Origin of the sequence: Pseudomonas azotoformans, from assembly GCF_001579805.1 — a bacterium.
GTDB classification, from domain to species: domain Bacteria; phylum Pseudomonadota; class Gammaproteobacteria; order Pseudomonadales; family Pseudomonadaceae; genus Aquipseudomonas; species Aquipseudomonas azotoformans_A.
Genome location: NZ_CP014546.1, coordinates 6,110,003 through 6,126,723 on the forward strand (window position 1 = coordinate 6,110,003; position 16,721 = coordinate 6,126,723).

Below are 16,721 nucleotides of genomic sequence, written 5' to 3' on the forward strand. Positions count from 1 at the left end.
CCTGCAAAACTATAGCAAGCCCGGCAGGTTGGCCAACAGCGCGTCACTCAAGGCATGGGGCTCACCGCCGAACAGGCGCTGCAGTGGCGCGTCTGTTCCCAGGTGCCGGTATAAATCGGCGCGCTCGGTGTAGTCGCCCGCCAACCGCACCGCCGCCTGCACATAGTCTTCATGGGTGCGCGCTACCGTCCAATCGGGCAACCCCACCCGCCGAAACAAGCCCTCATCGATATGCTCGAACACCTCCGGCCCGGTCTTGCACACACCGGGCAGACCCGCCGTGAAGGCATCGATGATGCCGTTGGTATTGCCGAACGGAAACGGGCTCAGGAACAGGTCGCAGCGGTTCAGCGTGGCCATGTAGTCGGCATAGGGCTGGTGCGGGTACACCGTCGCATCGCCCACATAACGCTCGATCAAGCGCACCAGTTGCGGGAACAACAGCCCTTGGGCCTGACCCACCAGGAAGTGAAAGCGCACGCGCTTGCCGTAGAGGTGCAACGTGCGCACGGCAATCGCCTGGCAGGCGCGCAGGAAGGTGGGGTTGAGTTTCATCGTGGTGGCGGCGATGGCGATGTTGACCCAGGCGTGGTCTTCACGCGTGACGTGCGGCAAGTCGATGGGGATGGCGGACGGCCGATACGGCTGACCATTGGCCGGCAGTTGCAACAGGCGCTCGGTAAAACACGCCGGGTCACCGACAAAATCTTCCTCCACGCTGATCAGGTCGATATGCCGCGACGCCGTGGTCGCCGGATGCCCCAGCGCGGCCACCTGCAACGGCGCAAAACGCAGGTTACTGGCAAACAGCGTGATCTGGAACATGCCGACGCTGGGCATGTAGAACACCTCGGGGCGGCGTGCGCTGGCAAGCGCAGTGAGCTGGCGCAGGCACGCGAACAGGTCATCCGGCTCGCGCAGCTCGATAAATTCATCGAACACCTCGCGACCCAGCGCATCCACATTTGCCGCATACCCCACGGCCACCACCTGGAAATCCCGACGCGCCGCCTGCAGCGTCAGCGAATGGGTGCGGTAGATCGAATGCCCGCCGGAGAACCATTCCAGCAGCACCAGCATCAGCGGCTTGGCGCGCGGCGGCGCCACGGCGACGGGCACGCTGTGGATGCCCAGGCTGGCGAGCTTGCGTTCGATCAAGGTATTGATCGACGCCTTGATGCGATGGCGCTCGGGCAAGTCGGCGTAACTGCAATGCATGTACACGTCATGCAGCACATTGAGCGGCAGTGCATCCAGGCTGTCGAGTTGTTCCAAACGCCCCGGCAACCACGCCAGCAATGCCTCGCGCTTGGAGTGCGCCGCCGGAGTACCGAGAAAGCGCGGCGACAACAATGCCATGAACAGGGCCGCCGCCAACGTCGGGTTCTGCGCCCACAGCAGGTCAACATCCAGCGGTAACTGGGATTCCGGCGAGTACAGCAGGCAGAACTTCACCAGATTCTGCTCGGTGATGCGGTAGTCGCTGCCCTGCGGCCCGAGCAGGTTCAGCGAGCGCAGGATGTGGTCGCCGTTGATAAAGGCACTGGCGGCAAACAACGACGACAGCCAGCGCTGCAAGTTGATCAACTGGCCAAAGCCTCCGGGGCTGAGGCTGAACGTCGGGTCGGAGAACAGCGCCGTGATTGCGCAGGTCAGCCGCGTCAGCACGTGGCTTTCCAGCTCTCCCGGTGTGAGCGCGGGCGACACGCTCAGGGAAAACTGTTCGGACAACTTGCCGTAGTTGCGGTCGATCAATTGCAGCAGGCGCACGAGTTCGCGCGCGCCGCCTTCGTGGTCGCGGCTGTAGCAAAGGAATTCGAAGGCTTCCAGGGAAAAGGGTTGGTCGGTCATAGCGGTTGCACCACGTCGATGCTCACCTCATCGGTGGCCGTGGGTTTGAGCACCTGGCTCCAGGTTCCGCCGACCATCTGGCCCTGATGATACTGGCGGGTCGGTTCGCTGGTCGCCTCCAGCAAGCCGTTGTGGATCAATCCGCCCCGATTGATCAACACCGCTCCATTACCGGTGGCGGTAATCGACGAGGTGCCGTTGCTCTGGCTGATGTAATTGCCCGCTGGCGCCTCCAGGTCCAGGCGCAGGGTACCGTCCACCACTTGCAGGGTGTTGGTGCCGTTGTCGAAGCTCAATGCCGAGCCCCCGGCACTGCGCGCGGTGACGGTAAGGTTGCCGCTGCCGCCGGTCATCACGTTGTTGAAGCCCCGCGCATTGGTGGCGTTGAACGACAACCCCGGCCCCACTCCCAGCGCTATTCCTTGCATGCGGATATCACCGCTGCCGGACAGGATATTCACCCCATTGCCCGCCCCGGAGGCGCCGCTGCGGATGCTCAGGCCTGGCGCACTCGACGCCGCGCCGGCCGTGCCGCTCAGGGACAGGCTGCCATCCTGCGTTGTCAGGTTGATCACCGAGCCGGTGCCCGTGGAATTCACCACCGTGCCGGAGTCGCCTGCGCTGAAGCCGTCGATAGCGAGAGTGCCACCCGCCCCTGCGCTCAGGGTCACCACGCCCGTGGTGGACGCCGCCAGGAACACGCCCTTCCCGGAATCGGCGGTGCCTTGCACCGTCAAGGTGCCGCTGCCTACGCTCAAGGTTTGCGTCGAACTCGTTGCCGTCGAACACACCAGCACGCCGCTGCCCGACACCGCACTGCCGCGCAGGGTGAGGTTGCCGCTGCCGGTGGTAGCGATGGTGTTGCTGGTGCTGAAGATCCGCGTGCCGTTGCCGCTGCCCAGGTTGGTGCTGTCGACGCTGATGGAACCGGCACCCGAGGTGAGAACATTGCTGCCGCCCGTCAGCACAAACGCATCGCCACTGCCGGTGCTGCTGGCCTGCACGGCGGTGATGCTGATGTTACCGCCGCCCGCGTCCAGGGTACTGCGGCTGATGTTGATTGCGGTGGCCGTGGAGCCTGCGGCCAGGCTCGACGAGGTGGCGCCACGCAAGGTGATGTCGCCGCCGCTGGTACTGATACGCGTGCCGTTGGTCATCGAAATGCCCACGCCATTGCTGACGTTGGTGCTCGCCCAGGACGTCGCCGGATCCACCGCGCCGCTGATGGTCAGGTTGCCGCCGTTGGTGCTGATGCTCGCGTTGCTCAACGCCACCGAGCCGTTGCCGCTGTTGTTGAAGTTGGACACCAGCGACACGTTCAGCGTCTTGCCGGTGCCATTGCTGATGCTGGTGTTGGTCATCACGATATTGCGGTGGGCCTGCAACGTCAGGGTGGCGTTGCCGACGCCCTTGACGTTGGACAGCACGTTGATATCCCCCGAAGTGCCGGCGCCCGACGACGTCGTCACGAGAATATTTGCGCCTTCGGACAACGATGCATTAAGGGTCGCCGAACTCAGGTTGGAACTGGCCCCGGCATTCGGCGTGAACGGCGAACTGGTGGAGGTGCCGGTGCTGGCGCCGTTGGTGATATTGATGTTGAACGGGTCGATCAACCAGCTGCCGCCCTGCCCCGACACCGCACTGAGGTCGACAATACCGGCCACATCCAGCGCATGCCCGGAGGTTTCCACCAGCCCGCCACGCCCCTGGTTGCCGGCGCCTCGCACGCTGATGTCGCCGTAGAACCGGGTGCTGTCCTTGGACCACAGGATGACCTTGCCGCCATCACCGCGGCTCAGTGCATTCGCGCTGATGTGCGCATCGCTGCCCATGAACGTGCTGTCGGCCTGATGCAGGTTGCCACTGCCCTGGTAGTCGCCGCCCATCAACACGGTGCCGCCGCCGATGTCGCCATCGGCGTCGATGCGGCCGCTGTCGAACAGGCCGACGTATTGCCCAGTCATCGTCACGTTGCCGCCGTGCTCACCGCTCTGTTTACCCGATACATCCAGCACACCGCTGTTGACCACCACGCCACTGTCGCCGCCATCGAGGATGATGCGGCCGTTGCGCTGTTGCAGGCTGCGTGCCTCGATCACACCTGCGTTGTTCACCACGTTGCTGAGCATGGCCTGGGAGTCGCGGGCGGTCAGGGTCACCGCGCCGCCGTTGGCACTCAGCAGGCCACGATTGATCACGCTGGCGCCGATGGCCGGGTCGTTGACCTCGACATTGATCAGGCCGTCCCCGGTGAAATCCAGGGTGATCTTTTCCCCACCGCCCAGCACCACCGAGCCCAGCCGCGCGACCACCGTGCCTTCGTTGCGCACCTGGGCGCCGAGCAACGCCACGCTGCCGCCGTCCCGCGCACTGATCGTGCCTTGGTTGACCACCGCACCGCCGCCCTGGCCGGCGAACACGTTTTTGCCGGCCATGAAATCGCTGTTGGAAATGTTCAGCGAACTGGCCACCAGCCCACCCACATCCACCATGGAGCCGGCGCCAAACAACACGCCTTGGGGGTTGATCAGGAATACCTGGCCATTGGCATTCAGGTGCCCAAGGATCTGCGAACCGTCGCTGCCGGTCACGCGGTTGAGCGCCACCGACGACGCGCCCGGTTGCAGGAAATTCACCTGGGCGTTCTTGCCGATATTGAAGGTGTCCCAGGTGGCGATCAGGCGGTCGCTGCCCTGGTTCACCGTGAGAACATTGCCGTTGCTGCTGATGACGCCACTGCCGGCAACCACTTGGCCATTGGTGGGCAACGCGTTGTTGTCCAGCGCCAGCGCGGGCATCGGCACCAGGCCGTAGAGGGCGCAGAGCACGGCAAACGTCAGGGGTTTGAGAACATGGGATTGGCGCATGACCGGCTCCTCAGAACGAATAGTTGATGCCAGTGCCAACGGCGCTGATGGTGGTGCCCACGCCGGGCGAATAGCCGGTGGCGGCGGTCACGCCGGTCAAGGCGAAGTTGTAGTTGGCCAGGGACTGGTTCTTCAGCAACACGTACTGGGAGAACAGGTCGATGTTCTTGGTCAGCTTGTAGTTGAAGCCCATCGCGTACTGGGTGGCGCCCATGCCATGGGTGTCGCACTCCACCGGGGTGGCGCGGATCATCTCGCACTTGCCCGCCAGGGCCTTGCCGTAGCTGGCTTTCAAGGTCCAGGCGCCGATCTTGTGGGTCGCGCCCAGCAGGTAGGCGCGGCGACGATAGTGGGACAGGTCGCTGGTGGCCGTACTGTTGTTGATCACGCCATCTTCGGAGTACGACAGGTCATCGGCGATCACCGAGAGCTTGGTCGCACCGAAGTCATAGGCCAGGCCGTAGCGGAAGCTGAAGTCATCCGAAGAAGTACCGTCAGTGACATGGGTGGTGCTGCCCAGGCCACGGGCGTTGCGCCCCAGGTCGGCAATGCCGAAGTAATTGATGTGCCGCTCGGCCGCGACCACCGCCGTGAAGCCGCCGTTGTTGTAGGTCAGGCTGCTGCCGTAGATATAGCCCTTGTCCACATCGCTGGCGGCGCGCATGCCGTTGTTCGAATACGCCAGTTTGAGTTGCAGGCCGTTCCACACCGGCGTCCAGTATTCCACCACGCCAGCCTGGCGCCGGTTGAACGCCGCGTCGCCGTTGACGGCCGTGTCGTTGTAGCTTTGCGGGCCGTTGACGTTGGTCGACAACCCGGCACTGAACCCCGGCGAACCAATGATATTGAAGTACGCCGCGCTGGTCTTGCCGTTGAACGGGTCGAGGCTGGTGGTGGACTCTTTCATCGGCATGTCCCACACCCCATACAGCAGCGTGCCGTAGTCGGTGTTGTTGAACGCCGCACCGGTGTTGCGCAGCTTGGTGCTGGGCGACGCCGAGGTGTTCAGTGTTTTGTCGTTGCTCTCGATGTAGTTCATCGAGATCCCGTATTCGAGCTGCCACAGCAGTTTCCAATCGTCGGTCAAGCCATAGCCGCCGTGCACGCCGATGGCCGAGACGTTGTCGCGGGCCCGCCAGAAACTGGCCATGTTGCGCCCGTTGGGGGTGGCGAGACGGCTCTGGTCGGCGGGCGCGGCCGGAGATGAGCCATGGCGGTCGACGTACTCCGGGATAATGCCGATATTGCCGTAGATCACGGTATCGGTCTCGGCCACTTCGAAGTCTTCGCCCTTTGAACCGATGTCACTGGCCAACCCGGCAAACGCTTGGGGCGAGCCGGAAATGGAGAACCACAGGCGCTTGGCGGCGCGGTCGTCGCTGGTGGGGTCTTCGCCGGGCGAGAAGGCCAGGCTGGCGTTCATCACCAGGTCGCGGTGGTAGAGGTTCAGGCCCACGCCATAGCCGTAGCGCGTCAGGGTGTTTTCGCTGTTGTCCCAGGGGTTCTTGTTGACCGTGACCTTGCCTGCATCCGCAAACAAGGTGCCCTCGGCTATCGCGCCTTTGAAGCGCCCGAGGTATTTGCGCAGCTCCAGGCGGCCGAGGATGCCTTCGTCACCGGCCACTTCACCCACGGGATAGGCGCGCACGCCATTGGGGCCGCCGAGACTGAGTTTTTCCGAGGAATCGAGGTTTTTGTCGGCCCACTGACCGGTCAACGAACCCAACAATGAATAGCCGTTGCCCAGGTATTGCAGGCGACTGAAATTGGCATTGGCTTTCTTGTAGCGTCCGGCTGCATTGGCGGTGAGCGCATCCAGCGCGGCGTCTGCAGCGGTGTTTTTATCCAGGTCGCCGATGCCGTAGGCCAGGCTCCAGCTGTTGTTGCCCTGCCAGGCATCACGCCAGTTGCCATACAGCGTGGCACTGCGAAACACCGCGGATTTGTTCACCGTGAAACCGCCCGCCGAGTCCTCGAAACGCCGATGGTCTTCGGCCAGGTTGAGGCTGATGTTGCTGTCCCGCGAGCGCAGCAAGGCGCTGTTGATAAACACCGAAGACACTTCGGCCGTGCCGTCCGCATCCAGGCCCTTGAGGTTCTTGCCGATGTTGTATTCCAGCTCGGCATAGTTGGCGCCCACCGAGATGCCCGTGGCGCCCAGCGGCTGCTGGTAGCCGACGCCCTTGATGTCCAGGCCTTCGAAAGAGTTCTGTGAGGTGACGGTGAAACTGTCGCCAATCCCCAGCGCGTCATTAAGGCTGACGCTGGAGGTCAGGCGGTTGGCGCCAGTGTAGTAGTTGCCGTAGTTGTCGATGGCGGCGCGGGCGGTCCAGGCGGTCATTTCGCTGAGCTTGAGCACGATGTCGGCGGCGCCCGGTTGCTGCGACGGACGCAGGATGGCGTGTACCGAAACCCCGGTGATGTCCGACAGGCGCAGCAGCACGCGCTCCAGGTCCTGCTCGCGAATGATGGTGCCCGCCGGCAAGGCATTGACGAACTGCTGCTGCACGCCGGGACGCAGGCGCACATTGGAATCCGGCAAGGTGCTGACCTGGCCGATCACCCCTTCGGAAACCGCCACGACGACCTGGCCGTCTTGAATGTCCTGGGCTGGCAGGTAGGCCCGCGCCACCAGGTAGCCCCGCGCCCGGTAAAGCGCGGTGACCTGCGCCGCGGCCTCGCGCAGTCCTTCAAGACCCAGCGTCTTGCCCACATAGGGTTGCAACGCCGACTGCACTTGCCCGTCGTTGAGTTCGCGATTGCCCTTCACCACGAAGCGCTTGACCTGCAGTTGCAGGCTCGAGGTGCTGGCTGTGGGCGCGGGTTCATCACCCTGGCTTTCGATACGCACACTGCCGGGGGGCGCCGGTTGCGCGTTGTCCGTGGGGCGCAGTACCGAGCGGCTGTTATCGAACAAGGTGCCGGACGAAGGCAGCGTATCGGCCTGGGCTTGAGCAGCGATCAGGGCAGCGGCCCAGCAGCGACAACGCGCCAGGCCCCCAGGCGCGGGGCGCCCGGGTGGAGGGGAAGTGTGGGCTCATACAGTTCTCTTATTGTTTTTATCGAGACGCAGCGTGGGGCTAGGCTTAGGGAAACAGCATCCGGGCAACGGCTTTATCGCCGAGCAATCGCGCCGCGTTATGGCCGATCCCGGGGAGGGTGTGCTGTGGATGGCGCAACGGAATCTGCCACTGGCGGGACAGGAACTGCTCGTAGCTCACGTAGTTGAGCTGGCGATCCAACCGCGTGGCGCCTTGGTAATTGGCACCGCAGGAACTGTCGAGTACGCGGCTGGTGGGGTTGTTGTCCTGGGCGCCGACCAGGTAGGTGATGTCGCGCGCGGCATAGCGGGCAAACAACTGGCGGCTGTTGAGGTGCTGGTTGAGCAGGTACGCGGGGGCGCCGTCGATACCGTAGCGATAGCGGCTGTAGCTGGGGCACATCACGGTCACGACGGGCTTGAACACGCCGTCCTGCAGGCGGCTTTCTTCGAAATACACGTAGCTCGACGGGCTGGCAACGACGTAGCGGATGCTCAAGCCGTGGGCCTTGAGGCCGCCATCCAGGTCATTCACCACCGCGTAGCGCTGCATCAATTGCGCGCCCGCCGAGTGGCTGACCATCACGATTTCCTTCAGCGCCGGGTAACGCTGGCGGTCAGACAGGTAGGCGACCACATCGTCCAGTACCTGGAAGGCCGGGATGCCCTTGTGACCGAATTGGGACTCGATGCCGTGCATCCATTTGTCGCGGGGCCACAGCGGCATGTCGTCGCTGATGCCGGCGTCGGTGGGGGTGAGGAAATTCGGCGCCAGCAACAGGGTGTTTTGCAGGTGGGCGTTGCCGAGCAATTTGCGCCCGGTCTTGAAGTACTGGTCACCGTCACGTTGCACGCCATGCACGATCACCACCGCGCGCTCTATTGTGTTGGGCGGGTTGTAGAGATCAGCGTTGGCGTACACCAGGAACGGGTAGGCACTGCCATCGTGGCCCAGGCGCAGGACCTGACGGGCATCGGCCTCGGGTTTGTCGGCGCTTTCGCTATGCACGTCGACCTTGGCGCAACTGGTCAGCGTGCCCATCAAGGCCAAGGTAGCCAGCAAGGTGGTGAAGGGTTTGGTGGACAGGCTTATCGACATGGCCGGGCGCTTCTCTTGTTTTTTTACGAGCCTACCAGTGCTGTCCACCTATGAAAAATATCTAAATAACGGGGTTTGGATACTTTAAAAATATGACTCTCATTGGCTCACCGGCACCGGCTCGGCAATGGTCAACAGCACCAGGAAACTGGCAAAGGAGCCGATCGCCATGAACAGGAACACCTGGGACCAGCCATAACTGTCGAGCAGCAGCCCCACCAGAAACGGCGCTGCCGCACCGCCTAACTGCCCACCCATGTTGACGATGGAACTGGCAATCGGAAAGGTCTTCTTGGTGGCCAAGCCCATCGGGTAAACCATGTAGGACGAGTAACCGATGCTGATCAAGGTGCCGGTGAGGAACAGCAGCGCGGCGTACAAGGTCGGGTCATTCGGTGAGTTGATCAGCGCGTACATGGTGCCGACCGTGGCCAGCGCCGAGAGCATCATGCCGGGCTTGCGCCGCTTGCCCAGCACGCGGTCGGACAGGATGCCACCGAGCAGGTTGCCGCAGATCGCCCCCACCCACGGCGCGGCCGAGACAAAGCCCATGTTCATGATCGAGAACTGCTTGACCGTCATCAGGTAGGTGGGGATCCACGACAACAGCACCATGGTGATGCCCACCTGAAAGCTGTAGCTCAGGGCGCAACCAACCACGTTCCAGGACCGAAACAGCCCGCGGCTGGTGGCGATAGGCTCCACCGGCTTGACGCGGATAAAGGCGTCCAGGCGCTTGAAGTGCCGTTGCGCGCCTTCGGTTTTCTGGGTGATTACATTGTTGGTTTCATCAGTGATATGCGCCAGTTCGCCGGCATTCACAAAGCGGCTTTGCGCCGGCTGGTTGGCCACCAGGAAGTACCAGGCAATGGACAACACAATGCCCGGTACGGCGAAGATGTAGAAGATCTCGCGCCAGCCCCACATCGCCACGATCGCCACGCACAACGGTGGCACGATCACCGGGCCGAACTTCACCGCGGCCAGGAAGATACCAGTGGCGGTGCCCTTCTCTTTGGCCGGAAACCATTGGTTGATAGTCGACGCGATACCAATCGGCAGCGGGCCTTCGGCAATCCCCAGGGCAAAACGGTAGATTTTCAAGGCCAGCACCGAATTGACCGTGCCCATCAAGGCGGTGAACACCGAGGTGGCAATCATCGAAAACGAGAAGATCTTGCGCACCCCGAAACGGCTGGAGGCAAAACCCGAGGGTATCTGCGCCAGGGCATAGGCCAGCAGGAACACACTGAGCAACGCGCCGGCTTCGGCGTTGGTCATCGGGTATTCCTCGCGGATAAACGGCAAGGCCACGCCCAGGTTGGCGCGGTCGGCCGAGGCCACGGTGTACACGAGAAAAAACAGCCCTGCGACGATCCAGCGGAAACGCGACGGTTTTTCAGCGGTGGGGACCTGAATACTCATACGGGATACCTGGTTTTATTATTGGAATGTGCCGTGTGTGTCGAATCCGAGGTGCAGGCTCCCGCTGAGGCAGGTTCAGCCGCCTCAGGTCTGGTGTTTCTTCGGGTCCTTGTGAACGTCAGGCAGGAGTCATTGCCCGGTCTCGTGGCGCCGACTCTAACGCATATTGTTTTAGTTTTGTATTTTTTTATCGACGAACGGGCGACTCACTGCGCCGCGCCATGAAGCGCAGGTAGGCCATGCGGATATGGGTTTGCATGGCGCGCTGGGCCAACTCGCCATCGTTCTGCTCGATGCCATAGGTGATGTCCAGGTGCTGCTGCAGGCTGCGTTCCAGGTCGGCTGGGCGGTAGAGGAAAAACGAACGGGTGATCACCGGCATGTCGATCAAGGTGGCGAGCATCGATTTGAGCCGCTGCGAGCGGGCGATCTCCAGCACCTGGGCATGGAAGGCACGGTTGGCCTCCTGCACGCGCAGGGTCACGTCCGGCCCTTTGCTGGCAATGGCGTCCGCCATCAGCGCGTTGATACGGTGCAGTTCAGCCACGTCCTGCGGGGTCGCGCGCTGGGCGGCGAGCAAGGCTGCGTGGGGTTCGAGCAGCTCGCGTAAGCTGAACATTTCTTCCAGGTCCCACTGGGTCCAGCCGGCGACAAACACCCCACGGTTGGCCTCGATCACCGCCAGGCCGTCGTCCACCAGCTTCTTCAGCGACGCGCGCACCGGCGTGCGGCTCAGGCCGAATTCCTTGCCCAGCGGTTCTTCCTTGAGTTGCGTACCGGGCTCGTACTGGCCGGCGATGATACGGTTTCTCAAGGTCTCGTAGATGAGATCGTTGGCCATGTTTGCCTTCTGTGTCGAGGTGGGTCAGGGCTCTGCCCCGGGGTGCCAACAGCGGATTCTGAGGCTTGTCGCAGGCTAATGACAGAGGACCGTCCGGGCACTTTGTACAAAAATCGTTTGCAATCACTCAAATTGTATTTTAATTGTATTGCCACCTGAATCCGGAGGCGACATGAAAATAACAATCATAGGGCTCGGCGAAGTCGGCCGTTGCTATGCCCAGGCCTTGGCGTCCAATAGCACCGTGAAGTTGCTGCTCTGCGAGCAACGCATCGCACCGGCGGCACAACGGTTGGCGGACGAATTGGGTGTGCAGATCCACCTTGGTGTAGGCGACTGGTTGGCCGAATCGGACTGCGTGCTGTCCTGCGTGGTGGGCACCCAGTCCCTGGAAGTGACCCGCGAATGCCTGGCGTACCTCAAGCCCGGCACGCTGTTTGCCGACCTCACCACCGCCGCCCCCGAGCGCAAGCGCCTGGCCGGTGCCGAGGCCGCACAGCAACGGGTCGACTACGTAGATGTGGCGATCATGGGTGCTATTGCCTACCTGCGCGAAAAGACCCCGCTGCTGTGTTCCGGCGCCAAGGCGGATGCCTTTGTCGAGCTGTTGCTCAGCGCTGGGGCCACCGCGCGCGCCCTGCCCGCCAGCCAAGCCGGCGATGCAATCACGCTGAAAATCCTGCGCAGCGTCTTCACCAAAGGCATGGAAGCACTCGCGGTGGACGTATTGCTGGCGGCCGAACGCCAACAACTGCGCCCCGCCCTCTATGAAGTGCTCAAGGATATCGACCAGGCACCTCTGCCCGCCTTCCTGGAAATGCTTGTGTCCACCCACGTGGTGCACGCCACACGGCGCTTGCATGAAGTCGAGGATGCCCAAAGGCAGTTGGCGCTGCTCGGCATGGCCAGCAGCGTACTCGGCGGCGTGCGCCAGCGCTTCAGCCACAGCAGCGAAGGCCTGGTGCTGGAACCGATCACCGAAGAACAACCAAGCCTTGCCCAAGCATTGGATTGGCTCGGCCGTCACACCCCAACCGCTTGAACAGCCCTTATAAAAACGGAACGCCACCATGCCTGTTACCCAAGACCAACTCGACACCCTCAAACAACTGGGCACCGCCACCATCCACGAAGCCCAGGGCCAGAAAGGCGCTCTGGACAGCGGCCTCCGCCCGGTCGATCCGAGCCTGCGCCTGGCCGGCCCGGCCTTGACCGTAGACTGCCGCCCCGACGACAACCTGGCCATCCACTATGCCCTGACCAAAGCCAAACCCGGCGATGTGCTGGTGGTGGACGCCAAGGGCTTCATGGAGGCCGGCCCCTGGGGCGACCTGCTGACCCTGGCCTCGCAGAAACTCGGGATTGTCGGCCTGGTGATGAACGGCGCCGTGCGCGACGCCAATGCCATCATCGAAATGGGCTTCCCGACCTTTTCCCGCGGCCTGAGCATCAAGGGCACCAACAAATGCCAGCCGGGAAAGGTCAACGTGCCCATCGTGATCGGTGGCGTGAACATCAACCCGGGCGACATCATCGTCGGCGACCGCGATGGGCTGGTGGTGGTGGAACAGGATCGCGTTGAAGAAGTGATCCGATTGAGCCGTAGTCGGGAAGATAAGGAGGATGGGATTCGGGCGGGGCTGGAAGCTGGGAAAAGTACGGTTGACCTGCTGGGGTTGGCGCCGACGCTGGAGAAATTTGGGATGCGCTGATGCAAGCAGGGCAATTTCCCGATCACGTGTAGGATCTGCCTGATTCTCATCAAACGACTGGAGCCCGCGCCACTTTTTCGCTAGATTCCTTCCCAACGCATATGGGCAACCATGTGCCCACCTTCCGAGGCCCGTTGCGAGAAATCGCACGGGCTTTCGTGTTTCTCATGGATGGGGAAATCGAATTTGACTCAATACATTGCTTATCTGGATGAGTTTGGCCACGTGGGCCAATATGTTTCTCGAAAACATCCGATGTACAAAACCAGCCCTGTATTCGGTCTGGGCGGCATGCTGATTCCCGCCCAAGAGGTTCGCGAATTCGCGATCTACTTCTACAAGCTCAAGTGCCAGTTGCTCGCCTGGGACTCAAACACAAAAACCCACAACATTTACCGGCCTACCATTGGGAAAAGAAGGGCTCTGCGCTGTTTACTGTGGACAATGTAAGCAAATATAGAGAGCTGAGAAGGTCTTCATTTCGCCTCCTGAGTCATATCCGCAAAATTGGCGGACACATTTTTTACACCGGTGAGCACAAGCCTACCGAACCCAGCGAACACAACTCGACCGAGACATTCAAGCGAGCGCTGCTCCAGTCCATCCGAAAAATCGATCGCTTTTGCACGTTAAACAATGCCTCGTTCATCGTCCTGCTGGATGAGCAGAAAGCCGGAAATGAATGGCGCGAACGAAACGTTGAAGCTTGTACCTTGGCGATGTTTGAAGACCCGTCGGAAAAATGCCGCACACTCATAGAGCCGCCACTTCAAGGTGAGAGCTATCTATTTCAAACCTTGCAATGCGCTGACTGGCTGTGTGGATTGATTGGCCGACTGACGACTTTTACCGTCGCGCCCGACGAGTTCGAAGACTGGCAGCTCTTCGACATGTATTTCGCCGCGCGCATCGCAGACGTAGCCCTGCCCGGCAGCGGTCTGGAACAAAAGAAATGGGTTAAACTTTCCGAGCGGCTCCCTCAGCTGTCAGCAAATGACTGTTAATCATTGGGCGCCCTAACGGCGCCTACCCCAGGTTTCACACAGTGTTGCGACCATCTGAAGACAGACCGATGCAACGTCGCGCAAGAATTGTGGTGGGGTCCACCAAGGCAACGCGATAGTTGCCGACCCGGAACGACTCACTGTGCGCCAACACCAACGGCAACTCCGTACACCCCAAAATCAACACCCTCGCCCCCTGCTCACACAAATGCTCTGCCGCCAGTAGCAATTGCTCGCGGCAGACGCCCTCGGTAAATCCGGCCTTGATACCCCGCTCGCCGTAAATCGCTTCCATCACCAGCGCTTGGTAATCGAAACCGGGTGTGATGAGTTGCAACCCCGAACGCCGCGCCACCTGGTGATAGACCTGGCTTTGCAGGGTGCCGGAGGTCGCCAGCAGGCCAACCGCCTGGCCACTGCCGTAGGTGCTCACGATCCACTCCACTGTTTCGCTGAGCATGTTGACGATGGGCACGCGCAAATGCGCCTGGATGCGTTCGACAAAAGCATGGGCGGTGTTGCACGGGATCGCGATGGCTTGGGCGCCAGCACTTTCCAGGCGTTTGCAGGTGGCGTACAGCGCCAAGGTGGGGTCGGTTTCGTCGCGCAACAGGTTGGCGGTACGGTCAGGGATCTGTGGGTTCTGTTCCACCACCATCTTGATATGGTCTTGGTCCTTGCCCGCCGGTGTGTGGGCGACCACCTTGCCCATGAAGTCCACGGTGGCCGCAGGACCGACGCCACCGACGATGCCCAGTTTGAACGGCGGCTGGCGCCTCGGGCCGTCGGCCTGGGTGGCGAACTCGGCATAGATCTGGTTGATGTCGAGCACACTGATGTCGCGCCGCTGCAGGTCGCCGCACACCAGCGACAGCTCGGTCATGCCCGGCACGATCACCGTGGCGCCCTGCCCTTGCAATGACAGGCACGCCTGGTACACCGACTCCAGCGGCACACCGTCGAGGTGGCCGTCCTTGATGCCATTGACGCCATACATTGCCTCCATCAACGCGACCTGGGCGTGGTCCTCCGGATACACCAGGTTGAAGTGCTGGCCGAGGTGTTTTTCAAACAAACCAGCGTGGCGCACGAAGTCCGATGCAATCACGCCCAGGGTGGCACCCGGTGCGACACTGCGCAGGATGTGCCGGACGAGTGCCTGCATCATGTCCAGCACGGGAATCCCCAACTCCTGCTGAATTTCCTCGCGGAAAGTCTGGCTGGCGAAACACGGCAGCAGTACCGCATCCACGCCACTGTCTTCAAAGGTCTTGCACACCTGGAACACATAGAATTTGCGCGCGGTCATGCTCGCGTGGCGGTCCAAAGGCAACAACACATCCTTGAAGGGGTGCTGCTCGAACAGGAAGTGATAGCGGCCCTGGTCCTCCAGCACGACTCTGGATTTGACCAGTTTGTAGAACAGATCGCCGCCCGCCAGCGAGCCGAGCCCGCCGACGATGCCCAATCGAGAAGTGGTGGTCATGTGCGCACCCTTTGCGACAGCTCAACAGGCTCTTCCTCAGTCTCGGATTTCGCCACCACCGCCGTGGCGATGCTGTTGCCGACCACGTTGGTGGCGGTGCGCGCCATGTCGAGGAACTGGTCGATGCCAATGATCAGCAGCAGCCCGGCTTCAGGCAGGTTGAACATCGGCAAGGTCGCCGCTACCACCACCACCGAGGCCCGCGCCACGCCGGCCATGCCTTTGCTGGTGATCATCAGCGTCAGAAGAATCAGCAGTTGCTGGGTGAAACTCAAGTCGATGTTGTAGGCCTGGGCGATAAACATGATCGCGAACGCCTGGTACATCATCGAGCCGTCAAGGTTGAAGGAGTAGCCCAGCGGCAACACGAAACTGGAGACGCGCTTGGGCGCGCCGAATTTCTCCAGGGCCTCCATGGTTTTCGGGTAGGCCGACTCGCTGCTGGCCGTGGAGAATGCCAGCAGGATCGGCTCGCGGATCAGCTTGCCGAGGGTGAACACCGAACGCCCAAGAAACAGGTAGCCAGCGGCGAACAGCAACACCCAGAGCAACGCAATCCCCAGATAAAACTCGGCGATGAGCTTGGCGTAATCCGCCAGCAGGCCCAGGCCGTTGGTGGTGATTGCCGAGGCAATGGCGGCAAACACACCGATTGGCGCGAAGGCCATGACGTAATCGGTGATCTTGAACATCACCTTGGCCAGTTCGTCGACGGTGTCGGTGATGCGCGTGTAACCGGCACGCTTGACGCCCGCCAGCGCGAAGCCGAAGAACAGCGAAAACACCACGATCTGCAGGATCTCGTTGTTGGCCATCGCCTCGGCAATACTGCGCGGGAACACGTGACTGATAAAGGTCTTGAGACTGAAGTCCCCGGTGTTGACCGGCACCGCCGCCGTGGCGTGTTGCACCACCTGCATGTTCAACCCGGCACCCGGCTGGAACAGGTTGACCAGCGCCATGCCGAGCATCAGCGAGACCAGCGACGCCGTGACAAACCACAGCATCGCCCGCACCCCAATACGCCCCACCGAACGCGAACTGCCCATGCTCGCGATGCCGCCCACCAAGGTGGCGAACACCAGCGGCGCAATGATCATCTTGATCATGCGCAGGAAGATGTCGGTCACCATCGAAAAGTACCCGGCCAGCGCCTTGGCGGCCTGCTCGCTGCCGGCATAGTGGTGACACGCCCAACCCACCAGCACGCCCAGGGCGATGCCGACTGCAATGCGACGGGGGAGTTTGTTCTTGTTCACAGGTACGGCCCTCGGATGGCTTTTGTTGTATGCCGGGGATTCTAGGGACAGCCCCCGACCACCATGATGAGTAATCCGGCTAACCCCATGCGCTTTTGGAATAGTTTGCAAAAAGCCCAGCCCCGCCTGGGCGC

General features: G+C 61.8%; 12 protein-coding genes. 4 read left to right on the top strand and 8 right to left on the bottom strand.

All coding sequences use genetic code 11. The annotated features are described in order from the left end of the window. Positions 1–9: 9 nt before the first annotated feature. The 6 genes from AYR47_RS28100 to AYR47_RS28125 all read right to left on the bottom strand — a co-directional run bounded on the left by AYR47_RS28100 (position 10) and on the right by AYR47_RS28125 (position 11,126). The gene (locus AYR47_RS28100) at positions 10–1,851 is read right to left on the bottom strand and encodes a peptide transporter (protein WP_061449133.1); all 1,842 of its coding nucleotides are present in this window, start codon (positions 1,849–1,851) and stop codon (positions 10–12) included. Beyond that, a complete protein-coding gene (locus tag AYR47_RS28105; RefSeq protein ID WP_061449134.1) occupies positions 1,848–4,721 on the bottom strand; it encodes a beta strand repeat-containing protein in 2,874 nt (957 codons plus the stop codon). The genes AYR47_RS28100 and AYR47_RS28105 overlap by 4 nt, the downstream gene beginning before the upstream one ends. Before the next feature lie 10 nt (positions 4,722–4,731). Beyond that, on the bottom strand, positions 4,732–7,638 hold the full coding sequence (locus tag AYR47_RS28110; RefSeq protein WP_237142513.1) for a porin: 2,907 nt from the start codon (positions 7,636–7,638) through the stop codon (positions 4,732–4,734). 169 nt (positions 7,639–7,807) lie between these two features. Continuing rightward, positions 7,808–8,860 carry a hypothetical protein gene (locus tag AYR47_RS28115; RefSeq protein WP_061449135.1) on the bottom strand — a complete coding sequence of 351 codons (1,053 nt, stop codon included), beginning with the start codon at positions 8,858–8,860 and terminating at the stop codon, positions 7,808–7,810. Between the two features lie 99 nt (positions 8,861–8,959). After that, the gene (locus tag AYR47_RS28120; RefSeq protein WP_038844317.1) at positions 8,960–10,285 is read right to left on the bottom strand and encodes an MFS transporter; all 1,326 of its coding nucleotides are present in this window, start codon (positions 10,283–10,285) and stop codon (positions 8,960–8,962) included. A 187-nt stretch (positions 10,286–10,472) separates the two neighbouring features. Continuing rightward, on the bottom strand, positions 10,473–11,126 hold the full coding sequence (locus tag AYR47_RS28125) for a GntR family transcriptional regulator (protein ID WP_061449136.1): 654 nt from the start codon (positions 11,124–11,126) through the stop codon (positions 10,473–10,475). A 172-nt stretch (positions 11,127–11,298) separates the two neighbouring features. Between AYR47_RS28125 and AYR47_RS28130 the strand changes: the two genes are divergently transcribed. The 4 genes from AYR47_RS28130 to AYR47_RS32370 all read left to right on the top strand — a co-directional run bounded on the left by AYR47_RS28130 (position 11,299) and on the right by AYR47_RS32370 (position 13,842). After that, complete coding sequence (locus tag AYR47_RS28130) at positions 11,299–12,168, top strand: NAD(P)-binding domain-containing protein (protein WP_061449137.1); 870 nt, start codon at positions 11,299–11,301, stop codon at positions 12,166–12,168. 28 nt (positions 12,169–12,196) lie between these two features. Further along, positions 12,197–12,838, top strand: a complete 642-nt coding sequence (locus tag AYR47_RS28135) for a 4-carboxy-4-hydroxy-2-oxoadipate aldolase/oxaloacetate decarboxylase (protein WP_016976423.1) — start codon at positions 12,197–12,199, stop codon at positions 12,836–12,838. Positions 12,839–13,009: 171 nt separating this feature from the next. Then, on the top strand, positions 13,010–13,288 hold the full coding sequence (locus tag AYR47_RS33255) for a DUF3800 domain-containing protein (RefSeq protein ID WP_335340615.1): 279 nt from the start codon (positions 13,010–13,012) through the stop codon (positions 13,286–13,288). Next, complete coding sequence (locus AYR47_RS32370; RefSeq protein ID WP_237142514.1) at positions 13,186–13,842, top strand: DUF3800 domain-containing protein; 657 nt, start codon at positions 13,186–13,188, stop codon at positions 13,840–13,842. The genes AYR47_RS33255 and AYR47_RS32370 overlap by 103 nt, the downstream gene beginning before the upstream one ends. A gap of 34 nt (positions 13,843–13,876) precedes the next feature. On the opposite strand, the gene AYR47_RS28150 is transcribed toward AYR47_RS32370, so the two are convergent. Then, on the bottom strand, positions 13,877–15,328 hold the full coding sequence (locus AYR47_RS28150) for an amino acid racemase (RefSeq protein WP_061449139.1): 1,452 nt from the start codon (positions 15,326–15,328) through the stop codon (positions 13,877–13,879). Continuing rightward, positions 15,325–16,587, bottom strand: coding sequence for a dicarboxylate/amino acid:cation symporter (locus AYR47_RS28155; RefSeq protein ID WP_061449140.1), 1,263 nt, complete (start codon positions 16,585–16,587; stop codon positions 15,325–15,327). The genes AYR47_RS28150 and AYR47_RS28155 overlap by 4 nt, the downstream gene beginning before the upstream one ends. Positions 16,588–16,721 lie beyond the last annotated feature (134 nt).

Coding starts and splice junctions, on each gene's coding strand:
- AYR47_RS28100 (WP_061449133.1), bottom strand. CDS start 1,851: ATGACCGACCAACCCTTTTCCCTGGAAGCCTTCGAATTCCTTTGCTAC.
- AYR47_RS28105 (WP_061449134.1), bottom strand. CDS start 4,721: ATGCGCCAATCCCATGTTCTCAAACCCCTGACGTTTGCCGTGCTCTGC.
- AYR47_RS28115 (WP_061449135.1), bottom strand. CDS start 8,860: ATGTCGATAAGCCTGTCCACCAAACCCTTCACCACCTTGCTGGCTACC.
- AYR47_RS28120 (WP_038844317.1), bottom strand. CDS start 10,285: ATGAGTATTCAGGTCCCCACCGCTGAAAAACCGTCGCGTTTCCGCTGG.
- AYR47_RS28125 (WP_061449136.1), bottom strand. CDS start 11,126: ATGGCCAACGATCTCATCTACGAGACCTTGAGAAACCGTATCATCGCC.
- AYR47_RS28130 (WP_061449137.1), top strand. CDS start 11,299: ATGAAAATAACAATCATAGGGCTCGGCGAAGTCGGCCGTTGCTATGCC.
- AYR47_RS28135 (WP_016976423.1), top strand. CDS start 12,197: ATGCCTGTTACCCAAGACCAACTCGACACCCTCAAACAACTGGGCACC.
- AYR47_RS33255 (WP_335340615.1), top strand. CDS start 13,010: ATGGGGAAATCGAATTTGACTCAATACATTGCTTATCTGGATGAGTTT.
- AYR47_RS28150 (WP_061449139.1), bottom strand. CDS start 15,328: ATGACCACCACTTCTCGATTGGGCATCGTCGGCGGGCTCGGCTCGCTG.